We start from the raw sequence: 19,094 nt of genomic DNA on the forward strand, positions 1-19,094 counted from the left end.
GAGTGCGTATGTCAAATAATACTCCGAATCAAACAAGCCAAATAAAAGTGCCCGCGACGTACATGCGTGGCGGCACGAGTAAAGGTGTCTTTTTCAACCTAGAGGATTTACCTCAAGAAGCGCAAGTGGCTGGAGCCGCACGTGACAAACTGTTGCTACGCGTTATTGGCAGCCCTGATCCTTACGCGAAGCAAATTGATGGCATGGGGGGCGCGACGTCAAGCACCAGTAAAACAGTGATTGTTTCGCGCAGCAGCAGAGCCGATCACGATGTTGACTACTTATTTGGCCAAGTGTCGATCGACAAACCATTCGTCGATTGGAGTGGTAACTGCGGCAACTTGTCTGCCGCTGTCGGTCCTTTCGCCATTCATGCTGGTCTGATCCCACAAGACCGTATTCCAGAAAATGGCATTGTGACGGTGCGTGTTTGGCAAGTGAACATAAGCAAAACGATTTTGATTCACGTGCCAATCGTCAATGGTTTCGTCCAAGAAACCGGAGAGTTTGAACTCGATGGTGTCACGTTTCCAGCGGCAGAGATTCAAGTGGATTTTGTTGATCCTTCCGATGGCGAAGGAAGTATGTTCCCAACGGGCAACTTAGTTGATGATTTGGTGGTGCCGGATGTGGGTACGTTCAACGCGACCTTTATTAACGCGGGCATACCAACCATTTTTATTGATGCTGAATCGATAGGATATCAGGGCACCGAGCTGCAAGACGATATCAACAACGATGACACAGCATTAGCAATGTTCGAATCCATCCGTGCATATGGCGCGTTAAAAATGGGCCTGATTTCTGATTTAGAAGAAGCTCAAACACGCCAACATACGCCGAAAATAGCGTTTGTTTCTAAACCGAAAAGTTACCTGTCTTCAAGTGGTAAAGCCGTTAATGAGTCGGATATTGATGTGCTCGTTCGCGCGCTGTCGATGGGCAAGCTACATCATGCAATGATGGGAACAGCAGCCGTTGCTATTGCTTCTGCTGCGTGTGTGCCCGGAACGTTAGTGAATTTAGCCGCTGGTGGCGGTGAAAAAGAGTCCGTGACTTTTGGTCACCCGTCAGGAACGTTAAAAGTTGGGGCACAAGCGAAGCAAACTGAGCAGGGCTGGGTGGTGCAAAAAGCCATTATGAGCCGAAGTGCGAGAATACTGATGGAGGGATTTGTGCGTGTACCCTTCTATGTCTTCGATTAAAAGAGACGATCTTTGGATTAAAAGAGCGATCTTTGAGTAGAACGAGAGCAATGTCAGGACATACTGGAGGAAGCAATATGTCTTCATACGAAAAAGAATACTTATGGGCGAAGAATGAACCGGAGAGTTTTTGGCGCGCTCAAGCGGAGAATATCGATTGGTTCGAATCTCCTAAAACTATCTTGAAATCTGATGAAAACGGCATAGAACGTTGGTTTCCAGATGGTGTAATGAATACGTGCTGGTTAGCATTAGATTACCATTGCGAGCAAGGACGCGGTGATAATACTGCACTCATTTATGACTCGCCAGTGACAGGTCGTAAAGCCACGTACACCTATAGCGATCTACGTGACCAAGTAGCCAAAATTGCTGGCATGCTGTCTGCTCAAGGTGTTGAAAAAGGCGACCGAGTCGTTATTTACATGCCGATGATCCCAGAAGCCGCAATGGCGATGCTTGCCTGCGCGCGTTTGGGGGCTATTCATTCCGTAGTATTCGGCGGTTTTGCACCTAATGAGCTTGCTGTACGAATTGAAGATGCAGAGCCGAAAGTGATCATGACGGCGTCGTGCGGGATTGAGATCAACAAAGTCATTCCATACAAACCAATGGTAGACAAAGCCATTATGGACAGCCGTTGGAAGCCTGAGAAAGTGTTTGTTTTCCAACGTCCAGAGTGCGACGCTGAGCTAAACCAAGAAAGAGACTTAGATTGGCAGCGAGAGTACAACCAAGCGCTGCCACATGGTTGTGTTCCGGTGTTAGCAACCGAGCCGCTCTACATACTTTATACATCGGGTACGACAGGTAAGCCGAAAGGCGTTGTGCGTGATAACGGTGGTCATGCTGTCGCGATGAAGTACTCCATGAGCGCAATCTATAACATTCCTCAAGATGGCGTCTTTTGGGCGGCATCTGATGTGGGCTGGGTAGTAGGGCACTCTTACATTGTTTACGCTCCACTGATTCACGGTTGCACTACCATCCTATTCGAAGGCAAGCCTGTTCGAACACCGGATCCTGGCGCATTTTGGCGAGTGTGTGATGAATACAAAGTAGATGCGTTGTTCTCTGCACCAACGGCGTTTCGTGCGATTAAGAAAGAGGACCCGGAAGGCGAGCACTTAAAACAGTACGACTTGTCGAATCTGAAAACCATCTTTATGGCGGGAGAACGCCTTGACCCTCCGACACTGGAGTGGGTTCAGAGCAAAGCGGACAAGCCCGTTATTGACCATTGGTGGCAAACCGAGACGGGCTGGGCCATCGCGGGCAACCCGACAGGTGTCGAAATGATGCCAGTTAAAGCTGGTTCTTCGACGAAGCCCATTCCGGGTTATCAGGTCGAGATTCTGAATGAACTTGGAGAGGCTGTCGGGCCTAACCTACAAGGCTTTGTCGCATTAAAACGTCCGCTACCACCAAGCTGTCTGCCAACGGTTTGGCGTAATCATGACCGTTTTGAAACTGGTTATCTTAGCCAATTCCCAGGCTACTACGTGTCAGGTGATGGTGGCTATCTGGATGAAGACGGTTACCTGTTTATTATGGGACGTATTGATGACGTGATTAATGTCGCGGGACACCGATTGTCGACAGGTGAAATGGAAGAAATAGTAGGAGGCCACCCAGCGATTGCAGAATGTGCGGTGGTTGGTATCCACGATGATCTAAAAGGTCAGCTTCCACTTGGCTTTGTGGTACTAAAAGACGGTGTAAAAGTGGATGAGCTAGACCTTGAAGGTGAGCTTGTGGGCAAAGTGCGTAGTGAGATAGGTGCAGTTGCTTGCTTCAAGCATGCGTTGGTTGTAGACCGTTTACCGAAAACACGTTCAGGTAAAATTTTGCGTCGAACTATACGTCAAATAGCTGATGGTGAAAAATACACCGTTCCGTCAACGATTGATGACCCAAGTAGCTTGAACGAAATTGAGCGAGTGCTACGACGCTGAGAAAAACTCAATTCTAACTAACCCCTGATCCTCGAACTCTGTTGGTTGGTTCTGCCTCTGTACGTTTATTAAGTGCAGGGGCCTTTTTGTTGTTCAAACAGTACAAACGTATCGTGAAAGCATTTGTGACTTGCCAATACGACGTTTTCCTCACAAACTACAGCCATTCCATTTTTAGTGACCCTTTGTATGACCACGTTTGCGATTAAACCTGCGTGTTTTAGCGACCTAGAGTTGCTCAACGATCTTATGTTCGAGCTTCATGATGAGCATCATCTTCAATCTCCTGAGCTTTTCAAAACGGCAGAGGAGATAGAACAAGAAAAAAGCATTGCTCGATATATTGACGACCCTGAGTGCCTTGTTTACGTAGCAAAACAAGGAGATGAAATTATTGGCTTTATTTCTGGTCACTTCTGTGAACTTATTTCTACCGTCAGCCAGCCAGTTATGATGGGAAGCGTGGATGAGCTCTATGTGCTGCCTGAATATCGAAAACAAGGTACGGCGCAGGCTTTGATTAATAAAATTGAGTCAACGTTCTCTGATTACGGTGCAAAACAGATGTTTGTTGAAGTATGGCATTTTAACCAGGGCGCAATATCTTTGTATGAAAAACAAGGGTTTGCACACCATATCCACTATTTAAGAAAACCGCTGAACGAATAATCGTATTTAACTTTAATATTGTGATTTAGGTTCGATCGAATTGAAATCATTCAGTTCGTCAATAGACTTTTCTCTATAAGTTGCTCGCAATGTTAACAAATTGATATGCACCCACATTGGTATCGGCGTTTTTGTCTGCTTGTTTATTAGTAGCACGAGGATCGTGCTTACAAAAACAAGAGGACAATATTTTGAAACTAACAAAATCGTTACTTGCTTTAGCCGTTTTGCCAATGTTCGCAAGTGCTGATGATTTGTCACAGACGCAAAATCATACTATCCAACCCCAGATCGTAGGCGGAGTAACTGCCGACCCACGTGACTGGAAATTCTACACCCAAATTGTTAGTCGTTATGGTAACCGATCATATTGTGGGGCCAGTTATATCGGGAATGGTTACGTCCTGACTGCTGCACATTGTGTTGAGGGTGATTCTCCGAATCAGATTGCGGTTAAAATCGGTGGCGTTGTTTATAACGGTAGTGATGGTGTTCGTGCAAACGTCAGTGAGATCCATATGCACCCGGCATATCGCCGCGCGACGCTTTCTCATGACCTCGCGGTATTGAAGCTCGACTCTGTTCCTCAAGGTGTTTCTTCAGTTGAAATTGCCGATGGCAGTCTAACGCAATACGCGAGCATCGGAGATTGGCTTAGTGTTGCTGGCTTAGGGCGAACTTCTGAAGGAGGAAGCTCTCCGTCTCGATTGCAAGAGGTTGACGTCCCACTTGTGTCGGATATGACTTGCCGTCAAGCCGGTGGCAACTACACAACGGTTGGAGAAGTGTCATTCTGTGCGGGTATTCCTCAAGGTGGGATAGATTCTTGTCAGGGAGATAGTGGTGGTCCAATCGTCATTAATCGCAGTGGTGTAATTACTCAACTTGGTGTGGTCAGTTGGGGAATAGGTTGTGCTCGTCCTGGTATGTATGGGGTTTATAGCGATATCGCTGCTATGCGCAATTTTGTCGATGGTGTTATCGGAACAGCAACACCACCAAAAGAGAATGTTTCTGTTGGATACACCACCGAACAGACACTGGCATCATTTTATGTTGGGGAGTTACAGCAACATAGCTTTGTTATCCAGAATTCAGGGAACACCACGTTCACTGTGGAAAATGTTCGCGCGTTTGCTTCGGGTGTTACTGATGCAGCTGTTATTGCCAATGATCAGTGCTCTAAGGCGACGTTAGCAATGAATGCAAGTTGTCGTGTTGATGTTGAATTTGGTGCTACTCAGAGCGGAGAAGCAAGAGTGGCTTTGAACTTCAACGTTGATAAGACCAGCACACAATACCAAGCGTTAGTATCTGCTCAAGCGAAAACGGTGACAACGCCTCCCACAGATAGCTGTACAACTGTATGGCAAGCCAGCTTAGTGTATCTCAAAGGAGATACGGTCACTTGGAATGGTAAAGTTTGGCAAGCGCAGTGGTGGACTCAAGGTGATAACCCAGCAGACTCAGGGCCTTGGGGTGTTTGGCAAAAAGTAGGCGATGAGAATTGCACGTCTAACTAACGATCGGGCCAGTGAATTTGATTCGTTGACCATGAGATAAGATTCATTCTTGGTTTCAACGATCAGTACATAGTTACCATAACTGGGGTTTATTGTTTGCGAATAATAAGCCCTTTTTTATTGTGTCAACTATGAGAACCCACAAAATGTGTATGACTTTTTCCTGACGTTATCTTTATATAACTGGCAGAATTGCGATCAACATTTTATGTTTTGTCTGATTTTTGTCAGGTTTGCATTAAATTATTCTCCAGTGAGCGTTGAGATCAGGTTTTACGCGATCAACTCAGTTTGGCATAACTCGTTACTTAATTTTTGTCGAAAAAGATAAGATTAACTGCCATGATTCATTGGTTATCATTATGTTTATTTAAGGTCATATTTTGTGTTGAGACAGCTGTTATTACTCATCCTTTGTTTTATTTTGTTACCTGTTTCACCGATCTCTACGGCTAAAGCCACTGCGAGCGAAGTTAAAGGAGCGCTCTGTATTGTTCGCGCTGATGACAAGTTAGTGCTAGTTCATGAAGTATTAACGGATAAGATTTCTCTACCTGGCGGAACCATTATTGATGGTGAGTCTCCACAAGTTGCTGCTCAACGAGAAACGTGGGAAGAAACCGGTATAGTGGTTACGGTTGGAGAGGAGCTTGGCAGAACGGACACTGCGATTTTTTACGACTGTATATCAGACTCTGACATTATCGCTTTTTCTATGAATAACTCTTTAGGTGGAAATGAACTGCCTATTTGGTTTGCCCCTCATTATGGAGTAGAAGTTGCGTCAGCTATGCTGCTTAGCCCATCTGAATTACCATCATCTTTGTATCGTTATCCTGAGCAATGGCCACAAGTCACTCAGTTTTTTGATCAAGCTACAAAGCAATCTGTATCTTATGTGACTCAGCTGATTGAATCCGCGCCTTCATTTCGTCAGGTTGAATTGGCGTGGCTGATAGATATACAGAGTTGGGTAGGGGCGTTGTCAGAAACGAGTTACGAGGTAGCTAGTCAGATCTCGAAACTCGTTATAGATCTGACAGAACCAACGGTACTACTCTTTCTATTTCCTTTTGCCATGATGCGCTTTGGTAGCCGGTTTGTGTACCGACTTTTTTTCGCAATTAGTGCAACGTCGCTTATGGTGCTTGTCGCTCAACAAGGCTTTTCGCTACCGCGCCCACATGTCTATATACCAATGATGGAGTTAACGCACAGCTTTGGCTTTAGTTTTCCTAGCTTGCCTATCGCTGTGTGGTTTTGTGTGCTGACGTTCTTGTTTCATAGAACCCAGTATTTTGGTTTGAATGGAACAACGGCAGTCTTCGTGTTCATCACTCTTACAGTGGTGTCAGGTAAGTTTTTCCTCGGCAGTGCCTTTATTTTAGATATGTTATTTGGCGCGCTGTTAGGTAGCTTGGTGGCTTGGCATGTTCTTCGACTGGAGACAAATCAAGATGTGAACGTTGATCAAGTTCTAAGCTCAAAAGGCGTCTGGTTCATTATGACTGCGACAACAGCGGTCATCTCCGTCATCTGGCCATTACCTGTGTTTGGTCGCTGGCTAGCAATTTTAATCACTGCATCAGCGTTGGTCATGACATTTAAAGAGTCGAAAGCACATTTAGATACTCGGCAGATGATCTTTGTAACGCTGGCATTGTTGCTTGTTGATCAACTCTATTTGTACTCGGCTATTATCGTATCGTTTAGCGGTTTGTGGTCATTAGTCTTGTCGACGTTACATTATCCATTATTAATGTTGTTATTTATGCTGCTTGCAAGGAAGCTGACTTGTGAAAACCAACCGAGCAAAACGTTGCTAGATTGATGGCTGTATTTGTTATCTATTAGTATTTGAGTAAAAACAAAGCCTTGCATTACAGCAAGGCTTTTACACGTTTAGTCCACGAAAAACGCCGCTTGCCTATCTTGGACGGCTAGGGGTGTTAAACGTAAGAAGCTTAACGCAACAGACATGGCGGAAAGGGCTATGCATTGAGCACGAACTTTTCTATAGCTTTAGCGACACCGTGCTCATCATTACTTGCCGTAATGTAGTCAGCGATTTGCTTGGTTTCTTCCATTGCATTTGCCATCGCGATACCAAGGCCAGCGTATTTCAGCATGTGGTGGTCATTTTCTGCGTCACCCATACAGATAACTTCTTCCGGTTTAATTCCCAGATACTCGGCAATTGCGGCAACACCAATACCTTTGTTGCTCGCAGGGTTAAGAAACTCAAGGAAAAACGGAGCGCTTTGAACAACCGTAAACGCTTCGCGCATTTCAGCTGGCAGTGCTGCTATAACTTCTGTTAGTTTGCTTGGCTCTGCAACCATCATAGCTTTGATGATTGGATGATCGTCTTCTAGTGATTCGAAGTTCATCTCGGTGACATTTAAGCCATTTATCTTTGCTTCAATATCGGTGTAAGAGTTGTGCTCGTTGGTGATTAAACCATGAACTTGACTAAAAGCATGGACGTACGCACCTAGCTCTTCGGCTTTTCGCGCCACCAATTTTGCAGCTTTACCATCTATGATTTGCTGGTGGATGATGTCGTTTGTGCCTACGTTCTTGACCATCGAACCGTTATAGTAAAGAACAAAATCTCGATCGGAATGGATATTCAGTTCGTCGAGCTTGTCTTGCATTCCTTCTAATGGGCGACCAGAAGCGAGAACGACAGTAACGCCTGCTTCTCGAGCTCTTGCGATCGCTTGTTTGTTTTCTTCAGAAATGGCTTTATCACTATTGAGTAGCGTGCCATCCATATCTAGTGCGATCAGTTTATACATCATTTCTTACCTTAAAGTTTTTTGGGAGCTGTCAGTGAATAAGGCTTGGTTTAACGTTAACCAGAAACCTATATTCATTACGCTATGAAACTACAAAATGGTCTATTTTAACAATTAATTTTTGGTTTAAATTGACCTAGACACGCGTGTCCATTATGGTCTTCGCCTCGAAATGTTATGAGTTGAGTGAGTTCTGCGTTGTATAAGCTAAATGAGATGTTTGAAACCATCCAAGGGGAAGGGGTTTTCACTGGAGTCCCTGCTGTTTTTGTTCGGCTTCAAGAGTGTCCGGTTGGTTGCTCATGGTGCGATACCAAACAAACGTGGTATGCAGATGAGAATGATCAACGTCAAATAGGCGATATTCTGGTGAAAACGGAAGATTCTCCGACGTGGTGTGTTGCATCTGCCGAGAACATCGTAGAGCAATATCAACAGCAAGGCTTTAATGCTAAGCATATCGTGATTACTGGTGGAGAGCCTTGTATTTATGATCTGCGCCCTTTAACAAAGGCGTTTGAAGATATGGGGTGCCAATGCCAAATTGAAACCAGTGGCACATCAGAAGTGATTACTTCAGAAAATACGTGGGTGACAGTGTCACCAAAAGTAGCAATGAAAGGTAAATTACCAGTGCTTAATAGCGCATTAGAGCGGGCAAATGAGATTAAGCATCCAGTCGGCACCCAGAAAGACATCGACCACCTTGATGATCTTTTAGCAAATGCGAACGTAGCGGCTGAGACTATCATTGCACTACAACCAATTAGCCAGAAGCCTCGTGCTACGCAATTGTGTATTGATACGTGCATTGCCCGCAATTGGCGTTTGTCTGTTCAAACTCATAAATATTTGAGTATTGCTTAGACGAGAGACTCGTCATCATTCGAGGTAGCTTTTCTATCTAATTCCGGTTTCGCGAGTAATGCCGTTGGTAGCTTTGCTATCGAAACATTGTCGATATATCTAAACAATTTATAGCGTTGTAAAAGCTAAGCAGTGTTGGCTGTTGTGGTGTGGTGCTATCTTTGGTTCGACAATCGTTTCGCATTTAATTGATGCCACCAATCTGGCGGCATCAAAATGAAGCTCTGTTGGCTGGAGTTTCACGCTGAGATAAAACGTTTAGAAGCTAACGCAAAAGGTTTTATCCCAGCGCTATTACCGCTAACAAAGACTATTTGCTCGCTAAGTATTCTTCTAAGCCGCTTTGTCGCAGTAGGCACGCTGGGCATTCACCACAGCCTTTACCAACGATTCCGTTGTAACATGTTAAAGTATTGTTTTGAACAAATTCCAACATATTATGCTTATCAGCTAGAGCCCAGGTCTCGGCTTTAGTAAGCCACATTAAAGGAGTCTTAATATTGAAGGCTTTATCCATACCTAAATTGCAAGAGAGATTTAGAGAGCGAATAAAGTTGTCTCGGCAGTCAGGGTAACCACTAAAGTCTGTTTCGCAAACTCCCGTAATGATGTCTTGAATGCCAAGCTGGTAAGCATGGATACATGCGTAAGTAAGAAAGAGAATGTTTCTCCCTGGAACGAATGTATTGGGTACGTTAGCGTCGCTTAAGTCATTAGATACCGGAATGTTGTCTCTTGTCAGCGAGCTTATCGCTAACTCATTAATTGATTTTACATCCAGGACTTTGTGGCTTTTGATGTTAAGTTGCTTACCTAATTCGATAGCGATATCTATTTCATCTGAATGACGCTGGCCATAATCAAACGTTATAGCATGAACTTCATCATATGTATTTAATGCATCGATTAAGCAGGTCGTAGAGTCCTGCCCACCGGAAAAAACCACAAGTGCTTTTGTTGTAGCCATGTTGAACCCTTAGTTATGCTCTTTGATTCTTTGGTATTGATACGTATTCTTAGGCGTTTAATCCCAATTACGTACTCGACTTGTTCGTGACGATTGCGTCCGCAATCAACTGGGCTGTGCTCTCAAGCACTCTTTGCTTGTCATCATTTGACAGCTTGTGGAGATTCGCAGCAAGTTCAGCGGTGATTTCATCTTCACAAAAAAAATAGTTTAGAGGTACGTTTAGCTCATCTGCGATAAGTTTGAGCGTTTTTACGTCGGGAGTATGGCGCTCCCTTTCGTATTGATTCATCCTTGCACTTGCAGAACTATCATCCATGCCGATACGGATGCCCAGTGCTTTTTGGGATAGATTCGCTTGTTTACGCGCATGCTTAAGGCGGGCTGGGAGTGGATTATTAAACAACACTTAAAGTTCATACGAAGGACTTGGATGACTAAGATTATCTTAGTTTTTCTGATTTGTGTATACTAAGTAATGCTTAGTTATTGCCGAGGTCGCCAAGGCCGTGTCTGTATAACTAAAAAAGATTTCGTATCTTTAGGTTGATTAAGTGACGTTGAATCTACTTCTTCAAAAACTGCCGTATGAAGGAGCGGGAGGAGCGAGTAAGGGCACGAGAAACCGCAGCGATTTGTAGAGCAGAATTTGCTCTTCACATAAACGTAGTCGTCTAAGTTGAAGAGCAATATTGTTCTTGATGATCAACTATATACTTAAGTAAATAACTGTGTCGCACAATAGATCAGAGCTGCTGCTAAGCTCATATTGATGACTTTGCCATATCTCTGGAATTGCGATTGAAGTAGCTTTCCTGCAACGGCCCAGACTACGTTGCTAAGAAGTGCGATCAAAGCAAGAATGAGGCTAGTCGCTAAGATCCAGTAGATATTCTGAGTGTGGGGCAGTACGAACGTAGAAATAGAGGTAATTCCATAAAGAATGATTTTCACATTAACGAACTGCAAACCGAAACCTGTTAAGAAACTGATACCTTTAGAATTATCCGATGAAGTTTTGATCTCACTCGTAGCAAGCCCCCAAGCCAACCAAACAATATAAGCTGCTCCAATCCATGTTAGCCAAGGTGTAATCACGGGCAAGAGGCTGATCATGTTATACGTGAAAGCGCCACAAAGTAGCATCAAAACAACATAGCCACAAAACATCCCCGAAATCACTTTTGTTGAGCGTTTTAGTCCATATTGCGTCGCGATGCTGAGCGATAAAATGTTGTTTGGCCCTGGTGTAATTGAAGTAATGATTACGTAAGTAAAAAATGCGGTGTAGATGGCGGTCATCTCTATCTCTCCTGTTTTTACTGTACTATACTTCGCTACAATTGATTAAAAAATTGAATAAATTAAAACTTAGACTTTTAATTTATTGAACTGTTGGTTGTGGAGTCTAGTCATGAATCTAAAACGCTTTCTTACTTTTAAAGCTATTGTTGAAGAAGGATCGTTTCTAAAAGCGTCACAGAAGCTTTATTGCACGCAATCAACCGTCACCTTTCAAATCAAGCAGTTGGAACAAGATCTGTCTCTGCAGCTGTTCGAAAAAATAGGGCGTAAGATGGTTTTGACTCAAGCGGGAGAAAAGATACTGCCTTACGTCTATGAACTGTCGCGAGTGATGGAAAATATTGAGGGAACAGCACAGCAAGAAAACTCGGAGCCGACCGGTGAATTGAAAGTGCTGGTTGCTGAGACTCAACTTGCTTATAAGATGGCTAATGTTTTAAAAGAGTTCAGGATCAGAGCGCCCAATGTCAGACTCTCTCTGCAATCACAAAATTGCTATCAGATTCGAGATGAGTTGATAGCGGATAAAGCTGATTTAGGTGTGTTTTATCGAGTAGGTAATGACGATACGCTCAAGGTCCACGAGTTTGAGCACGAGCCACTGGTATTGGTTGCTTCACCGCTTTTAAAAGGGCTAGATTTAAAGAAGAGAGAGCAACATATTGATTTAGGGTTTATAAGCAATGGCCCTAAGTGCCTTTTTCGACGGATGTTTGAGAGCATTATTCAGGAGCGTGATATTAGCATCGACAACATGATCGAACTTAGCAGTATTAATACGATCAAAAATTGCGTTGAGAGTAATATTGGTATCTCTTACTTACCTCGTTTTACGGTTGAAAAAGAGTTGCAAGAGGGCAGTTTACAAGAGCTTGAGTTCACCGAATTTTCACAGATGATCAAGCCACTCTGCGCTTATCATGCTGGGAAGTGTGTGACGCCGGCGATGGAAGTCTTTATTGATTGTATGCGTAACGAGTATGAACGGCTTTCTTCTCAGAGTCGGTGATCTTTAATATGTTCTATCTGATATAGTTTCGTTTTTACTCCTTTTTATTTTTTAAGTGGCTACTTCTAATTTATTGATTTTTATTGCTTTGTTTTGAATCCGACTGTTGTGGGATGATAAATGGGATCTGATGTGAAGAGCTATTTATTGACGGAAAGAGATAAGATATAAAAACGACGGCGTGTGATAACTAGATTAGATTACATAATTAACAGTGTAATAAATGCCATTCTTTATGGATTATTTTCAACGAGACTTAATTGTTACGGTTCGTTATTATTAACTCGTTAACGCATCCATTGCTAGGAAGTTAACTTACGCATATTGTTTTTTTCATCATTTGCAGCAAATATAATTTGCTGCTTTTTTTTAACCAAAAAAGTTCAAAGCTTGAACTACAAGCTATGAACTTTTATTTATACTTAGTGGTTTTCTACTTTAATAAGTAAAACACCGTTTAAAAGTATCGCGTAACCTAGTAACTCTAAGCTTTCTTCGACCAAGTTTTTCACGTCTCTATTGTATGAGTTCCCCATAAACTCGACCCAAAAATCACCATACCCTGCAAAGCGTGAGAATAAGAAAACAATGAAAAAGCCAATCGTTAATGTCGTGAAGCTAGAATGAGAAATGAAAAATTTGACCTCATTTTTTATGTTAACTATGTTATTAAAACAAAAATAACAGACCGAGACTATTATAATCCAAGCAGGGTACTTCCATGAACCGTGAGAGAAATACTGCTCTATGTGGTAGTCCATTTCTCTAACGAATATAACCATAAAAAATGAAGACATTATTACTAATATGTGTTTGAGTTCAAGATATTCCTTAGATTTATACAAACACATTAACGATGAAAAAAGCACAAATGCTATTTGAGTCATTTCTATAAGAGAGTTCTCCGATGTGCTTTTGTCCATTTGTACGCTAAAATAAATCGTTGCTAACGTATAAATAACCAAAAAAATAAGATAAGATATTTTATATACTAACAAACTAGTGACCGAGGTGTGTTTTTCTTTAATATACATCGTAACTTGTATAGGTGATGGATTTGTTAGTATTATAAACCAAGAATGTTTTATATTTAGTGAATTAAGCGCCATTTAGAATGGAACTTAATTCACCTAACATTAAACTTCGTTGAATCTTAAATTCTTTATGGTTTAACTTGTTGATTTTATTTGATTTTTTCTGTTAATTTTGGTTAAATAGAATCGCCTAGCTTTTATTGAAATGCTTTTCCCATATTGGTGGTATGCCAATTTCTTCTTGAACGATATCAATGAATGCCCTAACCAATGGTGATTGCTGACGGTGTGAGTACATAGCATAAATATCACCAAAATCTTGAGTTTCATATTCTGGTAAAAGTTGAACTAAATTAGAATACTCTAGGTTGTTAGGAAGCATAAATTGACCTATAAGTGCTGCGCCCAGACCTGACTTTACGCTTTCAATTATTAGCTCAGCTTCATTTACCATATATGACCCTGATATTGGGTATGTATCTAAACCATCTGATTTTTCTTTGTCGTAGAATTTAAGTTTGTCGACAATAAAATTACCATTTGAATAAATAATAAAAGGTAGCTTAACTAACTCATCAGGCGTTTCTGGGTTACCATGTTTTTCAATTAAGTTTCGAGAAGCAATGATTGCAGTCGTATTTTTTGCTAATTTTCTTGCTACCATTGATGAGTCCCTCATAGGTCCGATTCGAAAAGCAATATCAAAATTACTTCTAATCACGTCTACATGAAGATCATCTAGCATTAGTTCAACACTTGCTTTTGGGTACTTATGTAAAAACTTCTCTATCGAAGGTTGTAGATAGAGTTTTCCAAATAATGTTGAGCTTGAAATTCGTACTTTCCCTGAAGGCTCAGTCTGAAAGTTCTCCGCTATTTGTTGAGTATCATCAAGGAGTTGAGATATTTGGTCTGCTTTTTCAACTATTTGCTGGCCGACTTGTGTTAATGAAAGAGAGCGAGTTGTTCTGTTTAATAGCCTAACGCCTAAGTGCTCTTCTAACTGCTTGATGTGTTTAGATAAAACAGAGCGGTCGATATTCATCCCATCTGCTGCTTTTGCAAAAGATCCAGCTTTAGAGACTTCTAAAAGCAGGTGTAGTTTATTTGCTAAATCCACAATGTTTATCCAAGTTAGATATTAGCGTATTAGTTTCATGTATAACTACTGCTCTGTCTAGAAATTATTAATATACTTAATAACCAAAAGAAAAGGGAGCAATAGCTCCCTTTAGTATGAATTTAAATGAGTATTTATATTATGGTTATAGTGTTTGACGTTTTTTGTTTCGACTCACTAACATGTAAAAAACAGGTGTGAGTAGTAATCCAAATACCGTTACGCCTACCATACCCGAGAATACGGCAATACCCATTGCTTGTCGCATTTCCGCTCCGGCCCCTGTACCAATCATTAATGGAATAACACCAGCGGTAAATGCAATTGATGTCATTAGAATCGGTCGAAGACGTAAACGACATGCTTCCAAAATCGCTGATAAGGTATCTTGGCCATTGTCTTTAAGTTCTTTAGCGAACTCCACCATCAAGATGGCATTTTTACACGCTAGAGCCACAAGGACAATCAAAGCAATTTGTGTGAATATATTGTTGTCACCACCAATGAACCAAACACCTGCTAGTGCAGAAAAAATGGTCATAGGAACGATCAAAATGATAGCGAATGGCAGTTTTAAACTCTCGTACTGCGAAGCTAGCACCATGAAAACTAACAAGACAACAAGTGGGAATATATACACCATCGTGTTACCAGCCAAAATCTGCTGGTAGGTTACATCAGTCCATTCATAAACCATTCCCTCTGCTAGGTTTTGATCCAGTACTTCCTCAATAGCCGTTTGGGCTTGATCTGAACTGTAACCAAAAGCAGGACTGCCGTTTAGTTCTGCACTAGGGTAGCCGTTATAGTGCATCACGCGGTCAGGCCCAATCGTGGGTATGATCTCCAGTACAGCGCCGAGAGGAACCATTTGTCCGGCAGCATTTCTTACTTTGTAGTTAAGTATTTGGTCAGGTTCGAGACGATAGTTCATGTCTGCCTGGGCATTCACTTTGTATGTTCTACCAAACATATTGAAGTCATTGACGTATAATGATCCTAAATAAACTTGAAGCGCATCAAAAACCTGCTCTAGAGGAACACCTTGCAGCATCGCTTGTTCACGATCTATTTGGATGTCCATCTGCGGCACTTGTATACGAAATGTGGAATATAATCCCATCAGCTCGGGTCTTGTTGATGCCTCACTTATTACCAAGTTCAATTGCTTGAAGAGCTCATCAAACCCCTTGTTCGCACGGTCTTCGATTTGAAGTTTAAAGCCGCCAGTAGAGCCAAGTCCTTGGATTGGTGGTGGTGGAAAAATCGCAACGAAGGCTTCATCAATGATTGAAAAGCTCTTATTCAAAGATGCAACAATCGCATTTGCTCCGAGAGTTGGATCATTTCGTTTATCGAAGTCCTCAAGCGTAACAAAAACGATGCCACTATTCGGACTGTTAGTAAAACCATTGACCGATAAGCCTGGGAAAGAAATGGTTTGTGCTACGCCAGGTGTTGCCAGCGCGAGGTTTTCCATTTCTTTAATAACGGACTCTGTTCGATCTAAACTTGCTGCATCTGGAAGTTGGGCGATCGCAACTAAATACTGCTTATCTTGTTGAGGAATGAATCCTCCAGGAACAGCTTTGAATAGAGAAACCGTTCCCCCGAGTAACGCAATGTATACCACCACAACAACAAGGCTAAAGCGAATCAGCTTCTTGACCAGAGCTTGATATTGGTTCGAGCTATACTCAAAAATTCTATTGAATGGCGCAAAAACATACTTACCAAAAACCGCATCCAAGAGCTTGGTTAGCCGATCGGGTTTTGCGTTCTTATCTTGTAATAGCAGTGCTGATAAAGCAGGCGATAACGTCAACGAGTTAATTGCTGAAATAATCGTCGAGATCGTAATTGTTAGTGCGAACTGCTTATAAAACTGACCGGATAACCCTGTAATAAAGGTCGTCGGGATGAACACCGCACATAACACTAAAGCAATTGCAATAATTGGCCCGGTAACTTCGGTCATTGCTTGTTTCGTTGCTTCTAGTGGTGCAAGTCCATTATGGATGTTCCGTTCCACGTTTTCGACGACGACAATGGCGTCATCGACGACGATGCCTATGGCGAGAACAAGCCCAAACAACGAAAGCGTGTTAATCGATACTCCAAGCATTTGCATTACGGCGAACGTACCGATTAATGAAACAGGCACCGCAATGATAGGGATGATAGACGCGCGCCATGTTTGCAAAAACAAAATGACTACGACAACAACTAGTACAATTGCCTCTAGCAGAGTATGAACTACCGCGTCTATCGATCCACGAACAAAGACGGTCGGGTCGTAGGCTATTTCATATGAAACTCCAGCTGGAAAGGCTGCTTGTAAACGGTCCATGGTTGAACGAACCTGATTAGATAGCTCAATAGCATTAGCACCAGGGCGTTGGAATACGGGCATCGCCACCGCTGGTTTACCATTTAACAAGGCGCGCAGTGCATAAGAGTTTTGACCTAGCTCTACGCGTGCAACGTCTTTAAGACGTGTCAAAGCCCCTGTTTCGTCAACTTTTACTACAATGTCGTTGAATTCATCAATATTCTCCAAGCGGCCTTTTACGTTCAACAAAACTTGGAATTGGTTTTCATTAGCGGCTGGTTGCGCACCTAATGAGCCTGCTGCCACCTGTTGGTTTTGAGATCGGACGGCGGAGACAACGTCCATTACGGTTAGATTTCTAGAAGCGAGCTCATCTGGATTTAACCACAAGCGCATTGAGTACTCGTCACCACCGAAAAGGCGCACATCACCAACGCCTCCGAGCCGAGCTATCTCATCTTTCAAGTTTAAATTAGCGTAGTTAGCTAAATAACTGACTTCACGGCTAGAATCTGGAGAATATATATGCACAACCATGGTGAGATCAGGAGAGGCTTTTTCGGCAACAACTCCTAACCGTTGGACGGCTTCTGGTAACCGGGGCAAAGCTGTAGTGACGCGATTTTGAATTTGAACCTGAGCTTTGTCCAAGTCCGTACCTAAAGCAAAGGTTACGGTCAATGTCATTCTGCCGTCACTGGTTGCCTGTGAAAACATATATAACATGTTTTCTGTACCATTAATTTCTTGCTCCAGAGGCGTAGCAACTGTTTCTGCGATTACTTTTGGGTTCGCACCAGGATAGTTTGCTGTAACTACTACTGTAGGAGGGACAACCTCTGGATATTCACTCACAGGCAACTGCAAAAGTGAAATTGCGCCTACTATTAATATCAATAGCGATAACATAGAGGCAAATATGGGTCTTTGAATAAAAAAGTGTGCAAATTTCATTCGGTTGTCTTCTTAGTCTTGAGCTAAACGTTTGTTTGGCAACGATGTTGAGTTTGAAGCCATAATCAATGAAGTATTGCTAATATCTAGCGTGACATTTTTTGGTGTGACTTTGCTATTTGGGCCAACTTTTGCTGGGCCATTTACCGCAATAATTGAGTCGGCGTTCAAGCCATTCTCGATAGCACGAAATGTTCCGTAACGTTCGCCTAAGGTTACGATGCTGTATTGCAACGTATTCTCTTCATTGAGTGTTAATACAAAGCGGTTTTCTAGATCTGTGCCAATAGAACGCTCTGGAACGAGAACTCGTTCAACTGGTTTGGTTGTTGATATCTGAACTCGGCCAAACGATCCCACTTTTAAGTTTGATTTTGTTGCATCGAATACCGCTCGAACCTGCAAAGTACCGGTGTTTTCGTTGATGGAGTTGTCGACAAAGTCAACGCGTCCAAAAAACACCTGCCCATTTTGTCCAGATAGTTCAAGACGAGTAGGTAAGTTAGAGTCGGCATTGATTGTCGAGAAGTAACGGTTCCAAGTTCGCTCATCGACATCAAAGTATGCATATACCTGATCGTTAGAGACAATGTTTGATATAACGCTTTGATTTGCGTTTACATTGTTTCCTTTAGTAATGAATGCTCTTGAAATAGTGCCGCTAATAGGGGCATATATCTTCGTAAACTCAAGATCTAACTTTGCGGATTCTAACTGAGCACGCAAGGCCATTAGTTCTGCAGAGCGTTGCTTTACTGCGGTATCTCGGGCCTCTGCTTGTTCCGCTGAGATGGCTTTTCGCTTAACCAGTTGGGCGGCTCTCTTTTGTTCGTTTGCTGCTTGCTCTAGCGCAGCTCGAGCACTCTTAACTTGCGCTTCAAGTCGTGAGACCTGAGCTTTGAAGGTTCGATCATCAAGAGTGACGAGTAAGTCACCTTTGTTGACACTCTGTCCGTCTTTGAATTCTACCGTTTCAATAACTCCGGAAACGCGTGGCATTAAAGAAACTTTCTCTGGGGCTTGAAGCCTTGTTGTAAAGGTGAACCACGATTGAACGGGCTCATAGATGACTTTGGAGACGTCTATCGTAGGTAAGGGAGTATTAGGTTGTTTGGTTATCTCTTCGTCTGCACAAGCAGCTAAAACGGATAAAAGGCCAATGCCGAAAACTTTCTTTAACATTTGTCGCGCCCTAAATGATTCTGTTCATACTAAAAGGAACGGCATTGTATTCATTGTACCTATGGGTAAATAGGCCCTCAGCGAACATAGAGTAGTGATAAAAATGCACGATTAAATATTGGTCAAAATGCTCACTTTTTGGTTTGAAAAAGGTCAGTTTAGGGTTTTAAA

At 42.5% G+C, this 19,094-nt stretch carries 14 protein-coding genes; 7 read left to right on the forward strand and 7 right to left on the reverse strand.

Annotated features, from left to right (window positions below; genetic code table 11):
• Positions 1-8: 8 nt before the first annotated feature.
• The 5 genes from prpF to R7E51_RS11745 all read left to right on the forward strand — a co-directional run bounded on the left by prpF (position 9) and on the right by R7E51_RS11745 (position 7,183).
• Positions 9-1,205 carry a 2-methylaconitate cis-trans isomerase PrpF gene (prpF, locus tag R7E51_RS11725; RefSeq protein ID WP_005377286.1) on the forward strand — a complete coding sequence of 399 codons (1,197 nt, stop codon included), beginning with the start codon at positions 9-11 and terminating at the stop codon, positions 1,203-1,205.
• A gap of 77 nt (positions 1,206-1,282) precedes the next feature.
• Positions 1,283-3,160, forward strand: a complete 1,878-nt coding sequence (locus R7E51_RS11730) for a propionyl-CoA synthetase (RefSeq protein ID WP_206958241.1) — start codon at positions 1,283-1,285, stop codon at positions 3,158-3,160.
• A 189-nt stretch (positions 3,161-3,349) separates the two neighbouring features.
• Positions 3,350-3,829: a GNAT family N-acetyltransferase gene (locus tag R7E51_RS11735; protein ID WP_005377290.1), complete on the forward strand. Its 480-nt coding sequence runs from the start codon at positions 3,350-3,352 to the stop codon at positions 3,827-3,829.
• A gap of 191 nt (positions 3,830-4,020) precedes the next feature.
• The gene (locus tag R7E51_RS11740; protein WP_206958243.1) at positions 4,021-5,352 is read left to right on the forward strand and encodes a trypsin-like serine protease; all 1,332 of its coding nucleotides are present in this window, start codon (positions 4,021-4,023) and stop codon (positions 5,350-5,352) included.
• 385 nt (positions 5,353-5,737) lie between these two features.
• The gene (locus R7E51_RS11745; RefSeq protein ID WP_206958244.1) at positions 5,738-7,183 is read left to right on the forward strand and encodes a bifunctional NUDIX hydrolase/phosphatase PAP2 family protein; all 1,446 of its coding nucleotides are present in this window, start codon (positions 5,738-5,740) and stop codon (positions 7,181-7,183) included.
• A gap of 160 nt (positions 7,184-7,343) precedes the next feature.
• Here the strand turns inward: R7E51_RS11745 and R7E51_RS11750 are convergent, their stop codons facing one another.
• Positions 7,344-8,153, reverse strand: coding sequence for a Cof-type HAD-IIB family hydrolase (locus tag R7E51_RS11750; RefSeq protein ID WP_005377294.1), 810 nt, complete (start codon positions 8,151-8,153; stop codon positions 7,344-7,346).
• A 216-nt stretch (positions 8,154-8,369) separates the two neighbouring features.
• On the opposite strand from R7E51_RS11750, the gene queE reads away from it, so the two are divergent.
• The gene (gene queE, locus R7E51_RS11755) at positions 8,370-9,020 is read left to right on the forward strand and encodes a 7-carboxy-7-deazaguanine synthase QueE (protein ID WP_005377296.1); all 651 of its coding nucleotides are present in this window, start codon (positions 8,370-8,372) and stop codon (positions 9,018-9,020) included.
• Positions 9,021-9,330: 310 nt separating this feature from the next.
• On the opposite strand, the gene queC is transcribed toward queE, so the two are convergent.
• The 3 genes from queC to eamB all read right to left on the reverse strand — a co-directional run bounded on the left by queC (position 9,331) and on the right by eamB (position 11,289).
• Positions 9,331-9,987 (reverse strand): 7-cyano-7-deazaguanine synthase QueC, encoded by a 657-nt coding sequence (gene queC / locus R7E51_RS11760; protein WP_005377298.1) that lies wholly within the window; start codon positions 9,985-9,987, stop codon positions 9,331-9,333.
• A gap of 67 nt (positions 9,988-10,054) precedes the next feature.
• On the reverse strand, positions 10,055-10,396 hold the full coding sequence (locus R7E51_RS11765; protein WP_005377299.1) for a helix-turn-helix domain-containing protein: 342 nt from the start codon (positions 10,394-10,396) through the stop codon (positions 10,055-10,057).
• Between the two features lie 308 nt (positions 10,397-10,704).
• Positions 10,705-11,289 carry a cysteine/O-acetylserine transporter gene (gene eamB / locus R7E51_RS11770; protein ID WP_005388201.1) on the reverse strand — a complete coding sequence of 195 codons (585 nt, stop codon included), beginning with the start codon at positions 11,287-11,289 and terminating at the stop codon, positions 10,705-10,707.
• A gap of 112 nt (positions 11,290-11,401) precedes the next feature.
• Here eamB and R7E51_RS11775 point away from each other — a divergent pair, with 112 nt between their 5' ends.
• Positions 11,402-12,301, forward strand: a complete 900-nt coding sequence (locus R7E51_RS11775) for a LysR family transcriptional regulator (protein WP_206958246.1) — start codon at positions 11,402-11,404, stop codon at positions 12,299-12,301.
• Positions 12,302-13,525: 1,224 nt separating this feature from the next.
• Here the strand turns inward: R7E51_RS11775 and R7E51_RS11780 are convergent.
• From R7E51_RS11780 to R7E51_RS11790, 3 genes are all read right to left on the reverse strand, one after another.
• A complete protein-coding gene (locus tag R7E51_RS11780) occupies positions 13,526-14,455 on the reverse strand; it encodes a LysR family transcriptional regulator (RefSeq protein ID WP_065274561.1) in 930 nt (309 codons plus the stop codon).
• 145 nt (positions 14,456-14,600) lie between these two features.
• Positions 14,601-17,741: an efflux RND transporter permease subunit gene (locus R7E51_RS11785; protein WP_005377311.1), complete on the reverse strand. Its 3,141-nt coding sequence runs from the start codon at positions 17,739-17,741 to the stop codon at positions 14,601-14,603.
• Positions 17,742-17,753: 12 nt separating this feature from the next.
• On the reverse strand, positions 17,754-18,923 hold the full coding sequence (locus R7E51_RS11790) for an efflux RND transporter periplasmic adaptor subunit (RefSeq protein WP_025768141.1): 1,170 nt from the start codon (positions 18,921-18,923) through the stop codon (positions 17,754-17,756).
• Positions 18,924-19,094: the final 171 nt, after the last annotated feature.

The organism is Vibrio sp. Vb1166, from assembly GCF_033338695.1.
GTDB classification, from domain to species: Bacteria; Pseudomonadota; Gammaproteobacteria; order Enterobacterales; family Vibrionaceae; genus Vibrio; species Vibrio alginolyticus.

What these genes read in the sequence shown, in the direction of transcription:
- prpF (WP_005377286.1), top strand. Translation starts at nt 9, where the DNA reads ATGTCAAATAATACTCCGAATCAAACAAGCCAAATAAAAGTGCCCGCG.
- R7E51_RS11730 (WP_206958241.1), top strand. Translation starts at nt 1,283, where the DNA reads ATGTCTTCATACGAAAAAGAATACTTATGGGCGAAGAATGAACCGGAG.
- R7E51_RS11735 (WP_005377290.1), top strand. Translation starts at nt 3,350, where the DNA reads ATGACCACGTTTGCGATTAAACCTGCGTGTTTTAGCGACCTAGAGTTG.
- R7E51_RS11750 (WP_005377294.1), bottom strand. Translation starts at nt 8,153, where the DNA reads ATGTATAAACTGATCGCACTAGATATGGATGGCACGCTACTCAATAGT.
- queE (WP_005377296.1), top strand. Translation starts at nt 8,370, where the DNA reads ATGTTTGAAACCATCCAAGGGGAAGGGGTTTTCACTGGAGTCCCTGCT.
- queC (WP_005377298.1), bottom strand. Translation starts at nt 9,987, where the DNA reads ATGGCTACAACAAAAGCACTTGTGGTTTTTTCCGGTGGGCAGGACTCT.
- eamB (WP_005388201.1), bottom strand. Translation starts at nt 11,289, where the DNA reads ATGACCGCCATCTACACCGCATTTTTTACTTACGTAATCATTACTTCA.
- R7E51_RS11775 (WP_206958246.1), top strand. Translation starts at nt 11,402, where the DNA reads ATGAATCTAAAACGCTTTCTTACTTTTAAAGCTATTGTTGAAGAAGGA.
- R7E51_RS11785 (WP_005377311.1), bottom strand. Translation starts at nt 17,741, where the DNA reads ATGAAATTTGCACACTTTTTTATTCAAAGACCCATATTTGCCTCTATG.
- R7E51_RS11790 (WP_025768141.1), bottom strand. Translation starts at nt 18,923, where the DNA reads ATGTTAAAGAAAGTTTTCGGCATTGGCCTTTTATCCGTTTTAGCTGCT.